Origin of the sequence: Oceanobacillus damuensis (assembly GCF_001618145.1) — a bacterium.
Classification (GTDB): Bacteria; Bacillota; Bacilli; order Bacillales; family Amphibacillaceae; genus Oceanobacillus; species Oceanobacillus damuensis.
In genome coordinates, this window is the sequence record NZ_LQNF01000034.1 from 11,737 (window position 1) to 28,672 (window position 16,936).

At 37.6% G+C, this 16,936-nt stretch carries 18 protein-coding genes; all 18 read right to left on the bottom strand.

The features are described 5' to 3' along the window. Positions 1–4: 4 nt before the first annotated feature. Positions 5–1,261 carry a RecT family recombinase gene (locus A4245_RS16310; RefSeq protein WP_067729854.1) on the bottom strand — a complete coding sequence of 419 codons (1,257 nt, stop codon included), beginning with the start codon at positions 1,259–1,261 and terminating at the stop codon, positions 5–7. Between the two features lie 194 nt (positions 1,262–1,455). Beyond that, positions 1,456–2,679 carry an ISL3 family transposase gene (locus A4245_RS16315; RefSeq protein WP_084268840.1) on the bottom strand — a complete coding sequence of 408 codons (1,224 nt, stop codon included), beginning with the start codon at positions 2,677–2,679 and terminating at the stop codon, positions 1,456–1,458. A 989-nt stretch (positions 2,680–3,668) separates the two neighbouring features. Continuing rightward, a complete protein-coding gene (locus A4245_RS16325) occupies positions 3,669–3,866 on the bottom strand; it encodes a hypothetical protein (protein WP_067729860.1) in 198 nt (65 codons plus the stop codon). Positions 3,867–3,937: 71 nt separating this feature from the next. Further along, a complete protein-coding gene (locus A4245_RS16330; protein WP_067729915.1) occupies positions 3,938–4,621 on the bottom strand; it encodes an HAD family hydrolase in 684 nt (227 codons plus the stop codon). 145 nt (positions 4,622–4,766) lie between these two features. Next, positions 4,767–4,997 (bottom strand): hypothetical protein, encoded by a 231-nt coding sequence (locus A4245_RS16335; protein ID WP_067729862.1) that lies wholly within the window; start codon positions 4,995–4,997, stop codon positions 4,767–4,769. A 215-nt stretch (positions 4,998–5,212) separates the two neighbouring features. Further along, complete coding sequence (locus A4245_RS16340; RefSeq protein ID WP_067729864.1) at positions 5,213–5,413, bottom strand: hypothetical protein; 201 nt, start codon at positions 5,411–5,413, stop codon at positions 5,213–5,215. A gap of 137 nt (positions 5,414–5,550) precedes the next feature. Continuing rightward, positions 5,551–6,108 carry an isochorismatase family protein gene (locus A4245_RS16345; protein ID WP_067729866.1) on the bottom strand — a complete coding sequence of 186 codons (558 nt, stop codon included), beginning with the start codon at positions 6,106–6,108 and terminating at the stop codon, positions 5,551–5,553. A gap of 253 nt (positions 6,109–6,361) precedes the next feature. Beyond that, on the bottom strand, positions 6,362–7,393 hold the full coding sequence (gene rsgA, locus A4245_RS16350) for a ribosome small subunit-dependent GTPase A (protein WP_067729868.1): 1,032 nt from the start codon (positions 7,391–7,393) through the stop codon (positions 6,362–6,364). Between the two features lie 168 nt (positions 7,394–7,561). Continuing rightward, on the bottom strand, positions 7,562–8,017 hold the full coding sequence (locus tag A4245_RS16355; RefSeq protein WP_067729870.1) for a GNAT family N-acetyltransferase: 456 nt from the start codon (positions 8,015–8,017) through the stop codon (positions 7,562–7,564). A gap of 575 nt (positions 8,018–8,592) precedes the next feature. Further along, on the bottom strand, positions 8,593–9,294 hold the full coding sequence (locus A4245_RS16360; RefSeq protein WP_067729872.1) for a hypothetical protein: 702 nt from the start codon (positions 9,292–9,294) through the stop codon (positions 8,593–8,595). A gap of 11 nt (positions 9,295–9,305) precedes the next feature. Then, complete coding sequence (locus A4245_RS16365) at positions 9,306–10,145, bottom strand: S1 RNA-binding domain-containing protein (RefSeq protein ID WP_067729874.1); 840 nt, start codon at positions 10,143–10,145, stop codon at positions 9,306–9,308. Positions 10,146–10,218: 73 nt separating this feature from the next. Beyond that, complete coding sequence (locus A4245_RS16370) at positions 10,219–12,342, bottom strand: type IV secretory system conjugative DNA transfer family protein (protein WP_234402436.1); 2,124 nt, start codon at positions 12,340–12,342, stop codon at positions 10,219–10,221. A gap of 17 nt (positions 12,343–12,359) precedes the next feature. Next, positions 12,360–12,662 (bottom strand): hypothetical protein, encoded by a 303-nt coding sequence (locus A4245_RS16375; RefSeq protein WP_067729876.1) that lies wholly within the window; start codon positions 12,660–12,662, stop codon positions 12,360–12,362. Between the two features lie 39 nt (positions 12,663–12,701). Beyond that, positions 12,702–12,920 (bottom strand): hypothetical protein, encoded by a 219-nt coding sequence (locus A4245_RS16380; RefSeq protein ID WP_067729878.1) that lies wholly within the window; start codon positions 12,918–12,920, stop codon positions 12,702–12,704. Beyond that, positions 12,917–13,981: a replication-relaxation family protein gene (locus A4245_RS16385; RefSeq protein WP_199860702.1), complete on the bottom strand. Its 1,065-nt coding sequence runs from the start codon at positions 13,979–13,981 to the stop codon at positions 12,917–12,919. The genes A4245_RS16380 and A4245_RS16385 overlap by 4 nt, the downstream gene beginning before the upstream one ends. Positions 13,982–14,254: 273 nt before the next feature. After that, on the bottom strand, positions 14,255–14,926 hold the full coding sequence (locus A4245_RS16390; RefSeq protein ID WP_067729882.1) for a RusA family crossover junction endodeoxyribonuclease: 672 nt from the start codon (positions 14,924–14,926) through the stop codon (positions 14,255–14,257). A 191-nt stretch (positions 14,927–15,117) separates the two neighbouring features. Continuing rightward, positions 15,118–16,173, bottom strand: a complete 1,056-nt coding sequence (locus A4245_RS16395; protein WP_067729884.1) for a peptidoglycan DD-metalloendopeptidase family protein — start codon at positions 16,171–16,173, stop codon at positions 15,118–15,120. A gap of 35 nt (positions 16,174–16,208) precedes the next feature. After that, positions 16,209–16,934 carry a hypothetical protein gene (locus A4245_RS16400; protein ID WP_067729886.1) on the bottom strand — a complete coding sequence of 242 codons (726 nt, stop codon included), beginning with the start codon at positions 16,932–16,934 and terminating at the stop codon, positions 16,209–16,211. Positions 16,935–16,936: the final 2 nt, after the last annotated feature.

The following is a 16,936-nucleotide window of genomic DNA, read 5'->3' on the forward strand; positions in this document are numbered from 1 at the left end:
TTCATCACCCTGCCTGTTTATTGGTTTTCACTACATCGACAAGAAACAGAAATCCGTTTTCTTTATTCAAGGCAAGGGTAACGTTCGCTCCCTGACTGAAACCTTCTGCCTTCTTCATTGCTTCCTCTCCACGAGCGATAATAAGGACCGGTTCTCCTTTAATCGTTCCGGCAATCTTGGCAAACTTCCCGGAGGCCTTTTGTCCAAATTCCACTTTTTGAATTTCGACTTCATGAACTTGGTCTATCAAGTTTGGCTGTGGTTCTTCTTTTAAATTTTCTTGCTGTCTTTCCTTTTGGTTAGAATCCTGCTTATCTGTTTGGGATTCCGGTAACTGAAACTCTTTTAGAAAATAGAAGTTATTTTCTTCATAGAATGCCAGATTCAATGTTTTCCCTTCTGGAATCTGTTTCAGTGAATCAATGAGATTCTCCTGCTTTACCAGAATCTTGACTGTTTTTGCATCCTTTTTATCCTGAACCGTCAGTAAACCATACGGAACATTTTTAGAGCTGGTTTTAATTTCGAATCCTTTAACAACCATCTCTTGAAACGGAGATAGCGTTTCATCTGTTGCTTGTTCTTCTATAACAGGTTGCTTGGTGGATTGGCCTTCGTTTGCATCTTGCTGTTGTTGAACAGGGTCATTTATTGGTCCTGCTTCCACATTTTTAATGGATTCATCCAGTCCAATTTCTTCCTGCGTATATAATCCACCTAATGGAAATTGGCGGCGCAACACGAATGTTTCGGCAATTTTAACAATCATGGCACTGGGGAGAGTATCCCATACATTGGCATTGCCATATTTGGAATTTAACTTGCCACTGTTGGCGTTATAATACTCAGCAAAGTCAACAAATACGGCTACCGCATTGTGTTTTTTATGCTTCATAATCGCATAAGCACCAATGATTTTGCCACGCTTGGTGCCAAATTTGTGTTTGACATCTCCTTCACTTGGAAGGAATTCAAACTCATCGCCTTCTTTGACGACATTCGCGTTTGGTGGTCCCACATAACCTGGTTGACTAGTTGCAACCCGCAACAGTCCGTCCCTTGTGGTGATAAACTGGGTTTTCGCACCACGCTTCGTTTCATAACGTTGGAATACGATGTCTCCTAATAATGGGTTTAAACCGAACGTTTCACACACTTCCACAAAATGCTGTGCTTCTTCTTTCGTTCCGTTGGCTGGTTCGATAAACCTGTTCCAGATCAGCGACTTTTCCTCATTTGAGAATTGGATACTTTTTTCCATTTAAAATCCTCTCCTTTTAAAGTTTTTGACACAAAAAAACCGATTTCTCTTTAGGATGAGCCAAAGAAGCAATCGGAATTTTATACACGTATACCTTTTGTGACAATACTGTTTTGTTATGTCATTTCATCACCCCTTAAAATTTTGGTTCTAAGTCAAATGTTGGGGTGAGCGTCTAGCTCACTCCTGTTTTGTTAGGCGACCCTTAAACCAATTTGTTTATACTGATGATGTAATAATACCTTTGCACGAAAACGGTCAAAGCGTTTGAATCCGAACGCATTACGTTTGATTACTTTCGTCTGGTTGTTAATCCCCTCAATATAGCCGTTATGTAGGCCAAAGGCAAAGCTATTCATGATTTCCTTCTGCCAGTTGCGGAAGGTTTCCGTTGCCCTTTCGAACTCTCTCAACCCGGAAGCGTGGACGAGGTCATAAAACTGATGGAGATGCTCTTTCGTGTCAGTGAGGTCATCCGGTCCATTAACTTTTGCCAGTTCAAACCATTTACAGTACGCCTCTTTTAGCTCATATGCCCGTTTGAGATCATTCGACAAATCCAAGTAACGATTCAGATACCATCGTTGCTTCTCTGACAGTTTCTCCTGCCGTTTATAGAAGACGTGTCGCATGCGCTTGCACTTCTTTCGATCATAGTCATGGAAGTCCCTCTGCACCCGAATTCGAACACGCTCCAGCGCCCAATAGATATATCGAGTGAAATGGAAGCGGTCTGCCACAATGATAGGGCGTCCAAGTGCTTCATCCACGGCTGCCTTGAACGAATGGCTCATATCCATGACCACGATTTCCACCTTGTCTCCGTGTTCTCTCAGATAGTCTACCAGAGTATCCTTTTTTCGGTCCGGAAGAATCTCCAGCGGCCTGCGCTCCACCGGATCCGCAATAATGGTCTGATACTTTTCATTCCCGGCATCCCCCTTATATTCATCGATCGCAATGACCTTCGGCAGCTGTTGCGTTTCTTTCACCATCGAGGAAGTGATGCGATCAAAGCGACGAATCACTGTCGTTGGAGAAGTATCGAACCGGGAGGCAACATCACGGAAGCTCTTTCCATGAATCAGTTCCAAAGCTATCGCCTGATTGAATTCAATGGATTGCCTCTGATAACGGTTCACCAGTGTATTGGACTCATAAAACCGCTTGCCGCAGCCGGTACAGCGATATCGCCTCTTTCGATAGAAAAGCTCTGCTCGTCTACCAAAGATGTGCTGATGCCGGATCTTCTGAATACGATAATCGTGAACCTTGCTGGTAAGCTCTCCGCATGCCGGACAGGAGTGGGCTTTCCGCTCCATCTCGATGGAAAGGGCGTAGGTACCGCCCTGGTCTTCTGCTTCTGTGATGACGACATCTTCAAATCCTGGCAGAGTTATGTTAAAATTCAATTGCACGCATCTCCTTTTTGTTTTTGTTTATTGGTCTAAACAAAGTGTAACAAAATCAGGAGGTTGCGTGTTTTTTATTGTCTGAATTTAACCTCTACCCCAACATATATTTTAGAGCCAAAATTTTGAATACAAAAAAGCCAATAAACTCCTCCATGGAATTCATTGGCTTTTAATTAACTGGAATATAATTGACATATTAAACAGGTCATTTTTGGTGATAATCACACCCGTTCGCTTCCTCTATAACAAATTTTTGTAAAGGTTTGAACAATAGTCTTTTCTTAATAAAAAAAGACCTTTGCGCCGAGTCTCCTTCATTAAATTTGAAGGTATAACGACTTTCACCAAAAGATGACTAGAAAACAAAATATTACGTTTTCAGAATAGCAAATCTCTTAATTGGTGTCAAGAACATATGCTTCTTCTTTAACCACTATTCATGAATTGTTTATTCAACTCTTGCATTCTTTTTCATATGACAATAGCAAAACCAGTGTCAATTGCTATGTCAAAAATGATGTCAATTCGGCAGTCAGTAACCTTGTCATTTTAGAGAAAGTACCGTAACTTTTTTTGCACAACAAAGACCTCTCTTAAGGAGATCCACGTTAATTTTCTTATTCAACTAAAGCACCAAATAGTTGAATAAGCTATACAACAAAAGTTATTACTTCTTTCTAATTTTACTAATGAATATTGATATGTAAAAAACAGCTATCATTAAAACAAATGTCACCGAAAAAATATACTTATAATCAAATTCTAGTTTTAGAAACATATCATTAAAAACCACAAAAAATCCATAAGCAAAAAAAACAGTAATAAAAGAATTGCGGTAAGCTATTAACTTTTCGTTATTAGATTTGTTGCTTTTACTACGCAATCGAACTCACTCCTCAAGTATTTCTTTCTCCTCTACACCTTTATTTTGATAATATGGATGAAAGCTCCTTCTTAGAGAAATGCACCAGATAGTACAATAAGTAACTACACTACTCACCAAACTCTTTATATTCGTCAATATAGAAAGATACATAACCACAGTTTGAACAAACAGCTGCTTTAGGTTTTGCAGATACTCTTTTGAAAAGTCCTTTTCTTTTTTTACTTATTTTAATTCCATACATTCCACCTTCAACATTAACATCACAATCTACTATCATTTCATTTTGACATTGATTACATTTCAATTTTTTATCCCCCTTTATAGTTGCGTCTTACCTCAGGAAGAATGCCCTTATTAAACAATGCACCCGTTAGCTTAATAAGATTTTATATTAAGATGGCTTAATTTATCTACAATTAAAGGTACTTCCTTCAAATCTTCTACTATAAAATCTGCTTTCACGTTACCCCATTGATAATCTCTTTTCCATACACCTTTCATACCAACATTTTGAGCAGCCTTAATATCTTTTTCTGGATGATCACCAACAAATATACTTTCAGATGGTAAAACATCAAGTTTATTTAAGGCTTTTAGGAATATCTGTGGTTCAGGCTTTTTCGTTCCTTCCCATTCAGATATAAGAATTGTTTTAAAGTATTTTTCTATACCTAAAGCCCTAATATTATCCATTTGGAACTGCCCTTTCCCATTAGTAATCATTCCAAGAACAATATTATTATTCTTTAATTGTTCTAACGTACTAATGAGGTTAGGGAAAGGAACACAACTATCTTTAAATTGACTGATATAGTCTTGGAGTAATTCATCCCACGTCAAACCTGTAATGTCAAAATCATCCACTAATTGCTGGTACACTTTATCCTTCCAAACATAACCCCTATTATCAAGTTCAACAAATCTTGTTATGTATTTATCCTTTGGAATATGATTTATCCATTTATTTAGTCGCCGGTATTGCTTTTCAATAAAAACTTTTACTGATGCATCCCGGTTTAACAAAGTTCCATCTAAGTCAAACACAACAGCTTTTATAATATTCATACACTCCTCCAAAATAGGTTATAAATTTTGCTTTATATTACAAAACCTTCTTCAACTAAACTGTTCCTTTAGTGAAATATCTTCTATATAAAATAGCATTAATTCTTCTTGAATTAACGCACCAGTTAGAACAGGAAGGTTATTCCGAATTAGATTCATTTTTCAATTTCACATAGGTATAAATCAATTGTACAATCGTAGAAACAAAAATTAGCACACTCAGAATAATGGTTATCTGAATAGGTGCATCTGCTATGTATAGCAATATTATGGCTATTATACCAATGGGTATCATCCATAGGGTTCTAATAAACTTTCCTCTATAATTTAACTTCCAATAATTCAAACCAGTGTCACGACCATTTTTCAATGGAGTCACCTCCTTGTTATCTTATTAATAATTTATCAGTCTACATATCACTGATAAAACGGTTGTTCAACAATACTGCCCCTTTAGTACAAAAAAGGAAAAATAGCTGCCGTTCGATCTCATATTCAACTAATGCACCCGTTACTTTAAGTATAATTATTCACAATTACAAAAAAATTAATGTTCAAAATTATAACCACCTATAATATTTATACTTAATCTTTATTTAACTTATCTGCTATATCCCATAATAAACCGACAATAACACCTAAAAATATTGATATTCCATAAAGGTGAGTCATTTCAGTATCAGTCAAAAAACTCAATCCAACATTAATTACCCACCCCACTAACCCACCTGCAATTACACTTACTAATGTAAGTCCTTCACTTCTCTTCTTTTCTGTTCTCTTCACTAGGTAGCCCCCCTCGCATAATTACTTACTAAGATAATTGTTACCCTTATTGAAGTATTTTGCTCTCTTTAGTAAAAAGACCGCCATATTGACGATCTCATTGTTGTGTTAAAGCACCATATAGTTGAATATGGTTATTATCGATATTTATTGTGTTCAGGTATAAACAAATCTTCATTAGAATTCCTAACGATTGAAAAATTGTCTACATTATAATGACCGTGAAGGGTTTCGTTGTGATGAAGAATTATTTGTTGTGCAGTTAATTTTTTGGAATCAGAAGTAGAATGACCATCCCCGACTAATGTTACATCAAAATGATTGATTGTTGCCGTTCTAACAGCTGTATCAATACAATGTTCCGTTTTGCATCCCATTATTACAAGATGCTCTACATTGTTTCTACTTAAATGTTTTTGTAAAGGAGTCCCATAAAATGAATTTGTAGCAGATTTATCAAATATGAAAGCAGTGGATGGCACTTTAATATCCTTATGTATCTGGAATCCAGTTCCTTCTCCATTCGAAACATCTAAATCTCTCATAAAAACTATGGAGATACTTTCGTTTATTGCTTTTTCAATTACGGTATTAATGTTATTAACGATTTTTTGTTTCTCAAAAACCCCTTGTTCTTCATTATTGCCTTCCATCAAGTCTTGTTGAGCATCAATTATCAGTAAAGTTTGTTTCAATATTTTTCCTCCTTAACACTTACAAGTTAAGCCATTTTTACTAATCTCTTTATATTTTCGTCAAAAGATGAGCTAATACCTCTTCCACAAACCTGCTTATGTTAGCACAATAAGAAAGATGTGATGTGATCAACTTATTTATCTTCAACTCTTGCACCATTTAGTTTAATAACATAGGGGCTATATTCTTTAACAATAGCCCCTATTTGTAAAAATATCGACGGTTTTTAACTCAATTTCAATACTCAAGTTTCTATTTTTTTTTGCGGAGATTTTTCATATGAATTCGAGTTCCGATATGTGTACCATACTTACTTTTTAAGTCTAAAAATTTGAGTTCATTTTGTATTTTTATAAAGCTTTTATATCGTGCATTAGAAATTAATCCGCTATCGAGAGCTCCTTTAATAGCACATCCTGGCTCTTTATCGTGCTTACAATCACGGAATTTACATTCATTGCCTAAATCCAAAATATCTTGAAAAACTTCACTTGTAGATTCTTCTCCTGACCAAAGTTGAAGTTCACGCATTCCTGGAGTATCAATAATGATTCCTCCATCTGGTAACAGAAATAACTCTCGATGAGTAGTTGTATGTCTACCTTTAGAATCGGTTACTCTCACACTTTGAGTTTTTTGCACATCTTTCCCTAATAACCTATTAATTATCGTAGATTTTCCTACTCCAGATGAACCTAATAAAGAAATTGTAATTCCCTCTTTAAAATAAGCTCTAATAAATTCAATCTCATCATTATGTGTATCAATGGCTATAACAGGTGAACCAAAAGCAATGTCTTTAACAGATTTTATTTTAGCTTCAACGTCTTCACTTAAATCTTTTTTTGTCAAAATAATAATAGGGGATGCTCCACTTTCATAAACCTGTACTAAGTATCGCTCCATCAATCTGATATTCAAGTTGTTTAATGCATTTACTAAAAAAACGAAATCAACGTTAGCTGCCATTAACTGTTCTTCATTAACAGCTCCAGCAGCGTGACGGGATATTAAACTTTTTCTTTTCAAGACCTGGTTAATTACACCCTTGTATTCTTCAATTAAAGGGGTAAACAAAACCCAATCTCCAACACACGGAAAATCTCTTGAAGTTGAAGAATGGTGGTACACCTTTCCTGACAAATGACAATAAAATTCTCCTTCAGGTGAAAGTACCTTGAGAATTCCGTTCGTGCTTGTTGCTACTCTTCCAATTGAATAATCGATGTTTCTTATTTGATTACTAAAAAATGATTCGAACCCTAATTTCTTAAGTTGATACAAAAAATTTCCTCCTTATATTTCGGAGGGTCCTTAACTATTAAAACGAACTCCTCCTATTGATAGTGTATGAGGTGTTTTTTGTTAAGATATTTTTCATAAAACATCACGCTCCTTAAAGCAAAAGAACCAAATAATGGTCCTTTCTTATTAAATTATTCTATCGACCTATCACTCGGTTACATTTTTTATAACTGCCATTTCCTTACCGAACCTATCACCTTTATCAATAAATCCCAAACTCGAGTATAGATTATGTGCTCCCAAATTTTCAGGATGATAACCTACAACAATTTTTTTCGCATTAGGTAATTTAGCCATTTCTGAAATCATTAACTTAGTTGCAGCTTTACCTATACCCTTGCCTTGGAATTCCTTATCCACCATTATTCTATATACCCAATAACCATCAAGTTCTTCTTGAACAGAATTGTACATCAAAAAGCCAACTATTTTATCTTCAGCATAAATAGCATATGGCTTTAATGTAGGCTCAAACTTTGACTGAGCTATTGATATAGCATTAGGCTCCATGTATTCTTTTTGTTCTGTTGATACCTCTAATTCACAACAGTCGTACCAGTTTTCTGCATTTAATTCTACGATTTTTACATTTTCAGTACTCATAATTTTCCCCTTTCAAAATTCGGGGAAACGCTAAACAATTTTTAATTAGTCGTTAACCCCTTATAGTCATTAATAATAGAAATTCTATTGTTTGTCATAATGAACGCCTCCTTTAAAAACTATTCCCTAAAAATTATGTCACTTAGTTTTTAGACTTTTTAATTATACCATTTTTTCACAATATTCATTAATTATTATAAATAACAATTTCCCTTTCTTCTTGTACTCTTCTGCCATTTAGTTTAAGAACAATATTTCACAAAGTTATCTTACCATATATTAATAATATTTAAAAAATTTAACGATATCGTTGTCATTAGTAATAACAAAAGTCGTCTAATTTAGTGTTTGCCTTTTTATCTGTCAATTTTAATCTCATTTGAGTTGTATTTTTTGTAAATGCACCTCATAATGGAACCCTTTTGGTTTATACTAACGCCTTTTGCTTTCCTTTACTTATTTAAACAAAAACATCCGATTGTTCGATAACTTATGATTAAAATAAAGAGGGAAACAGCATATCAATCCTTCTCAAGAATTGATATGCCATTTTCTATATTGATAAGAGAATCTATCTAGGCCTCCTTTACAAAATCTCCAGTATCATTTAAATAGTAAAACATATCTTCAATACTGCGTTTTTCACAAAGTAACTCTTCATCGGTAGTCATTCGTACCTTTTTATTATTGAGATAAGGTTTTAGAGAATCAAGATATTTGATAGTTTCCGAGATGACAATAATCCGCTCTGAAAAGCTTTTATGTTGCCATTTCAAGAACATCATTAAATCACTCATATCACCACGACCTACATAGACAAATAGGGGCCTTTCTTGATAACTGATTGCGGCAATAAACGGTTCAGGTGCTGGCTGTATCAGTGAGGATTCGAAATGGCGATATAGTTCGAAAAATAGAAGTCGCTTTAATACATCCTCCACTGAGTATTCGACCCAATAATTTACTTCATATCCATGTGCATCAGCTATCTTTGCCCCCACTGTCCCTAACGAATAAATGGTGATTATTCTGTTTCCAGTTTTCAATTCATGACGTATAATTTTCTGTTCCCTTACCATTTTGCGTAATCGCTTTTTGTCCAAGGAAAATAATCGGGAGAGTTGCTTTCCCCCGATAATACCGACTGCTGCCAATGCATGAAGTACCTTTCTTTCTTTTGGTGATTCCCCGTTAATATATCCCAGTGGGTTTATATTCGAAGGTATTCGTTTCCAGTGCAGCTTCCAATCATGAGAAAGAGAGAATGGGCTGTTCATACACCTACCTCCTACAAGATCCGGGTAATACGGGTACGCACCTGTTCTTCTTTCACATTGATATTCTGCACCCTGATTAATACCCGGTCGCCTTTTTTGACGTTTTGAAACTTCAAGTGAGTAGCCAGGGAATCCACGCCTGGTTCCAGATTAATGAATACACCGTACTCCCTTACACCGGAAACAACACCGACATATTCGCCACCTTTTTGGTATCGTTTTGTGCAATTCGGCCATGGATTTTCCTGGGTGGCTTTGGAACTCACTTTCACCTTCTTCTTTTCTTTGTCGATAGATAGTATTTTTACTTTCAAAACATCGCCAACATTATATTCATCCTGTAGATTATCAATCCAACCATAGCGAACGTCTTCAATTGGAATAACCACTTCTATTCCACCGATATCAGCACGCAATACATGTTGACCCACATGGTGGATAACAGCTGGAATAATATCTTCTTCTTCCACTTTACGCAACGTGATCTCCGCCATTTGCTCCAAGGCTTCGAGACGGGAACCGGTAAATATTTCTGTTTCCCGGTCATAATTGAGTACTTTAAAAGCTACTGTTTTTCCTGTCATTCCTCTTAGCTGCCGAAGATTATCTGCACCCGTAAATTCCATGGGGATCAATCCACGAATTGAACCGACCGATACAATGGCACACGTTTTTTCATTTTCACCTGCACCAAAGTTTTCGATTCCGGTAATTGGTGCCTGGAGAATCTTTTGGTTCTGGTAGGCACCATAAACTTGTTTCCAATCTTCATTCGCTTTTTCCATCCCCTGATTCAACATTTTTGTGGGATCGAATCCTTCAATCAAGACACTGTTCATTTCTTCTGCCATTAAAATCGCTCCTTTATTTTTAAGATTTTCATTAAAAACGCCATTATAAAAAGCCCTTTTCTAAAGAGCTTTGTCACCAAAAATTATCATGTGATTTTCCAGAGGTTGTTACAGGTACTTCTTCTGTTTTAACATGTTCTTCCTTTGTTTGATTGATTTGATTTGTGCTTGTTTTCCCTATCCTTTTCGGTTGGCTCTCGTCGTGTGGCTCTCGCGGGCTGAATGAATCATGTTCAATGGCTTGTTTACTTTTGGAATGTTTTTGTTGAGATGATGTAGTATTTAAAACGTCTTTTGTTAGTTCACTTGGTTTATCTTGCTGGGCGTTATATATTTTCTTATTTAAAATACATTTCGTTTGCTTTATCAGTGTTGCACCAGATTTTTTTAGTTTAGTTGTTACACGTTTATCTTCCCATTCCCGTCGCTCTTGCCAATTTTCCGGAACAATATCTCCCATTGCAAGCGATGGCTTTTGCATCTGCCCGTCATACATCATTTTGTGAATGTAATTATACTTCGGCAAGCTATCCATGATATCGGTTGGATCAAAGCGGTATTCCTCTGATTCCGTATCCCGGTAGCTTTCCGGAAAAAGAACCGGCATCCATAGTCGATGTTTGTAGGTGGATTGCCGCACAATGATTTTGTCCTTGCCAAACTCATCCGCGAATTCCTGTGCATCATCGGAAGACACCCCACCAAAACATAATTTGTTTCTGCAGTTGGTCATGATTGTTTTCTTCATTGCTTTTGCGCCAATCTTCCCCGATTCGATTTCCAGCTGCCCGAGGGATTGGGTCGCCAAGATTCCTGCAACCTTATATTCGGCAGCAAGAGATAAAAAAATTTCCACATCCGGATTGATATAGCGTGAGTATTCGTCCACCACCATAAAATGTGGAACACGTGATTTTTCGGTACCTTCACGTCGGAATGTTCCGTTCTGCAAGTGCATGATAATAAATTGTCCGAATGCATCCCCGGCAGACTTCAATTTCCCAAGGGAAGTATTGACGATAAGCACACCGCCTTCTGCAAAATGCTCATCAATATCTATATCACTCCTTCCCGTCATGATTTGACGGAGCATATCGTTACTTGTAATGTTCTCCAGTTGCGCACGAAGCCCAATGACAAACTGGCGGTATTTATCTGCCATGCTTCCGAGCAGTTCCGCTTCAAAGAAATGAACGAGATCGGTCACCCCGTCCCGTGCTTTTAGGTCTTCCACTTTTTTCTTGAGTACGGATGTGTCACGCAACGTGTTCATGACATCAATGATGTCCATATCATTCCCATGAAGTTCTTTTAAAAGTTTGGTCACATTCCGGGCCGACAGTTCCTGTACCGTGGCAAAGAAGGCATCCTGTTTTCCAAATAATCCTTTCAGTACCACGACAGTCGCCTCTGCCACGTCGTTGATTTCCCCTTCCATTGGATTGAAGCAATTGCTTTCATCGATGCGTTCCGGATCTATATAGATATAAGGAATATCCATCTCGTCACAGAATGCCTTCACTTTCCTTGCGAACGCCCCTTTGGGTTCAATAACCGATAGGCCAAGTTTCTTCCCTTGCTTTTTTTGAAGCAGTAACTGATAGATCATCGGCTCCAGGATGGATGCTGTTTTTCCGGAGCGTGTGGCTCCGACAACCAGCATGTGCGTATAAAAATCTTTTCCCTTCCAAATGATCGGAACATCTTCATGTTCCATCGAATTTCCCAGTACCGTGACAATGTCTTCGTTTTTCTTAAGTCTGGACTTTTTAAATTCCTTTTTATATTCCGTATACCCCTCGGCTGGTTTTTCTTTAATGCGCTGATTTCCCCGTTTCTTCCGGTAAGCAGTTTCTGCCCGCATGTACACTAGATTCATATAGATGCCGATCATCCCGAAAATTATAAGGGAGAGTTTCAGCATGAAGCTATCCGTGACAAGAGACTCCCACTGCCAATGGTCATATATGAAGCTTGCGGTTGCCATGATGCCAAATAACGTCATTGTCAAAGCCATGAGTCGATCCAACTTGTTGCTCCTGGTGTCCGTTACTTTCTTCAAAGTGAAGTAGCTTACCAATATCGCAGTACTCGCCACCAATGTAAGAATTGGGTCTGGTATGACGACTCCCCTAAGCATGAAGACAACCCCTGCGAGAGCAATAACAAATGCAGATAATGTTAAAAAAGTGAGCATATCTTCCTCCCCTCTCACTAAAAGTGCATAAAAATAGCACCGTTTAGACGGTACTCCGTGGATTCTATATATTCTCCTATATTTATTTCCTCTTTAGAAGTTTTGTAGACAACCTTGGTCGATTCCTTCTCCTGATTGATGGAATTAGTGTAGTAATCGGATTTTTGATAGACTTTCTTTTGCTGTGGCGCCTTATTCATGATGGCAATTGCCTCATTCAGTTTCCTCAGTACATCTTGCTGTGTCTTGGACGGATGACACTGAATCTCCATTCCATCTGGATTTTGCCAATCGATCATTATACGATTTTCATTTTCCATGATGAACGTCTCCTTTTAGCTATATTGAAAAAGTGTTTCCTATCGTATTCTTCTTGTCATGTTTTCTACGGATAATACAAAAACCATTTCATCTGACATCAATTCACGCATCGTTTTGAGTATTTTCCGTTGGACTTTGGGGCTGAAGGTTTCCAGCTCAAGATTCAGGGACCCTTCTGCATTGGTAAGCCTTGTTATATCCTTGAGCTCTGCCAAGACCGGATATGTGAGACCGTCTCTTTCGTTTTTAACTGTCATGATTTGCTCCTCCCTTTCCAATCCTTGTGAAGTGCTGCTTTAATTTCATCCTGTGTGATTTCCATATAGTCGATATGGTGGACAGATTCCAACAGCTTGTGGTGGATCGATTTCAAGTGGGGTTCGGTAATCACCAACACCTTACGTCCATCCATCTCGTAATCTTCCTTCCGATATCTTTTCATGTTATAGATTTTTACCAGGTCCGTATCCAATAAGTTTACAAGGTACTTTTCTTCTCCATTATGGTGGACAACCTGATCTAAGCCCTTAAAGTTTTTTCGTCTCTTAAAAGACGTTCTAAAGGACAGTGTGCTGTTATGCACTTGTTGCAGATAAGCATTGAACTGTTGTGCACTTCCTTCAAAGGCTCGTAAATAATCTTTGCCAAGCCCCCTAGGAAACACCTTCAGACTTTGGCATTTCAACATGGCATCACTGTCAATGAACCTGTTGATGATTGCCTGGAAACTACCACCTCCCCTGCAAATGAATAGATAGTCCGTAAACTTGTGCATAGTAATCTCGGAAGCTATCTTTTCCAAATTCTTCACACTGGTATTTTCCAAAAAGGAGTAGAGCACATAATCTTGATCACATGCATTTTTTAAGATTCCCTGTATATTCACGCCACGATTTAGGTTATGTCGCTTTTTTGCTGCCCTGCTGTCTTCCACGGTCCAGTTGAATTGCGAAAGTGCCATCAATATGTCATTCGTCATAAGCAGAAATGGCAAATGACGAATACGAACGCGTAAGTCATAAGCTCTACGCTCTGCAGGATAGCCCTGCTTTCTCAAGCAGGCTATACCCGTCTCGCTGATGCGGTGGTAATTTCCCTGCCTACTTTGATGGGGATTGTACCCTTTAATCGGGGTGGTGATAATGTAACCGCTATTCCTTAGGGCGGTTAGCTTTTTATAGGTGTACCATTTACTGATACGGAAATAACGCATGATCTGCTCGGTACTTAATGCCCGATATTCATAGAGACCTCTCAGGATGTCAATATCCCGTGACTGGAGCTCTTTTACGACTGATTTATTGCTCGATGTTGACATGATTTCACCTGCCTTTTTGCTGTGCATGTGGGGCTGTTTCGTTTCGTCATTTCTCCGCGTGACTATGAACTGCCTCAACAAAACTACCCGCATTTTGAGTTATCATCTGATGTGCAATTTCGTAGAGTAAAAATGCCTATATCAATGATTTTCACTCTTTTTTTAAATATCCAATATTCATTAATGTTGGACTATCCAATATTAGTTTTTTTGAAATGATGTAATATTGGATATCTGTTGCTTATTTGATTCACTGTCCAATGATGTTTATTGTCACCGCCAAAGATCTGAAATCTTATTCATCTCCTCCTCTCCTTTTTCCTGTTCATTTTCTTTACCTTTTTCTTTCTTCAGTTGCTCCAGCATCACCTCCCTTAGTTCAGCCTTCTGCATTTGCTTCATATTAAAATGGTTTCCTTTAAGATGTGATAGAAAATTAATCAGATGGTCCCTTTCAAGCAAATACACCTGGATATGATTTTCTTTATCTCGATGCCCTTCCTCTACAATAGAAAGCTCTTTCCAACTATCATCCGCAATCAAAGCTGTATGCCGAATAGCATCTATAATCACTTTGCGATTCCGATTGTCGAGATCACGGATTCTGTTGTCTGTAAAGTAATGAAGTATTACTAACGCTGCATGCTTAAAGGGCGTTTCGATCAAGCTAAAATCATAAGACCCAAGTGTAACTCGGTAATAATAGTCACGAATGATCCGTAGATATTCCCTGTCGTTTTCCTTGTAAAGAGGCAACATGCCGTCATAAGAAAACTGAAACACGGGATATCCATTTATGGATAACGGAGTGGTTTTGGCAAGTGAATTCTCGAATTTCATTCCTTCATCCGCTGTTTGTGAATCCATTTCAAGCATCCGCTGCATAGTATCTTCCTTTAATCTTTCTAAACTTTTTAGAATTTCCCAATAATGGGTTTGCAACAATTTTCTTTTCCCCTTTCTGTCTGACGTGATTTGCCTTGGTAACTCCTTGGTATATCCTTGTTTATCATTTTCAACGTCGGACAACTATTTTTCTTTTTCGAAGTTAATTATTTTTTAGACAAAACGTCCGACGTTCAGATTGCAAATTCCTTTCACCATAGGAACTAGCTACTTATCATTGCGTCGGACAATTATTCAGACGGTAAAAGTAAATCGAATTCTTCCAGATAGCCTAAAGGATCAACGGGTTTATCATCCAGTAAAATTTCAAAATGAAGATGTGGACCTGAGGAATGTCCAGTAGAGCCAACAAGGCCTATACGCTCACCCGCTTTCACCTTACTTCCTGTTGGAATCCCTTTTTTTGCTAGATGTGCATACCTTGTTTTCATCCCATCGCCATGATCAATTACCACCAAATATCCATAGCCACTACCATTCTCCAAGCCACCGTCAACCGTTCCACTCAATTCACTTACTATCACTGTACCCTCCCGAAATGCGACGATTGATTGACCATAAATTCCTGGAGAAGCTATATCAATTCCCGCATGCAGTTTTCCCCAACGCTGTCCAAATGTTGAAGTTATCGTTTTAGTATAGGGTACCAACCATGCTGTTTCTCCTCTTATCTCTATTTCATTTGTGTTTTCACAATTCATCGTAAGACCACCCAGTTGATTAATATAATCGTTTACGTTTGGTACCCAATATTGATTTAATCCATTAGGATCATTCGCAGCATCTAAGGGGGCATAAACGCTTCCCAAATCTTCAATGGTAATTAATCCGTCCTTTATAATTCGGTTATGCAAGGTCTTTCCCATGGATTCAATTCCTTTGTCCAGTGTGTCAAAACGCATTAACCCACTTCCATCCGGATTCATTAAACCGCCAGGATTGTTTCTGAAAACCAATGCATCTGAAGTTCCCCTTGCAGTTTCATGTATGGAAATAGCGAGCATCAGGACAGGATCTATTCCGGCTTTTTCGGCAACCTCCAGAAATTTATCACCACTTTTTTGTAAATATCCCCCATGTAGTTCGATTATTTCCTTCCATAACTCCATATCAACCTCACCAGTTTGGGTACAGCGGCCAACTCCCCACTCGGGTTCTTCTTCGTTAAATTCATCTAATCCAAAATCAAAGAAGAGATATCCTATAGAAAAAAATAAAATCACCATTATCATAATGATAATTAACAACAAGACTAGCGGTATTCCTACGATAAAGAGTTTCTTCAAAACACCTTATACTCCTCCCTTTCTGCTCCTGACCTTTAAAAAGGTGCATTGATTAAAAGATCTGCCACCCTCCATTCTTTATCTTCCTTTCTCAGTAAGAGTGTATAAATTTCAGTTATCCTTTCTGATTTTTTCTTATGGTAATCTAATATTTCTCCTTCAATTTTTGCTATCCAAATAATCTCATCTGTCGTTTCCGGTGTATCAAAAGGCTCAAATATTTCCGTGTGTATAATTTTTCGATACATCTTACTTATTGTTCCTTGTTCAGGCTGTTGCTGCCACCGATTGTAGAAATCCACCGTCATATATTTCTTGCTCGCTTCCACATATTCCAAAGGATATTTCCCATTGAAGTTGTAAAATATCTTCACAAATTCTTTGGCGATTTCTTTTGATTTTGCAACGCTCTCTTTTCCATACATATGTTGATATGTGGGAGGGAATTGAGATTCATCTACCTTTTGCGGAACAATCTCTTCAAAGCCTTCATAATCTCCATCCATGGGTTTATTCACCTTACCACCTGTTTCGTCTTTTATTGCAATTTCATTTTTATCGGTGCTCCGTATTTGTTTCACCTTTTGGTATTGAGTAACATTTTCCATGGTTTTATCATTTTCATTCTGCTCTACCGAATCCTCTAACTTATTTTGATTGTTATACCTTTCCTTTGAACCGATAAAAACACTAAAAACAATGAGGATTGCACCAACCCCCATTGATGTGTAAACGATTATTTTTTTAACTCGAAGACTCAAAC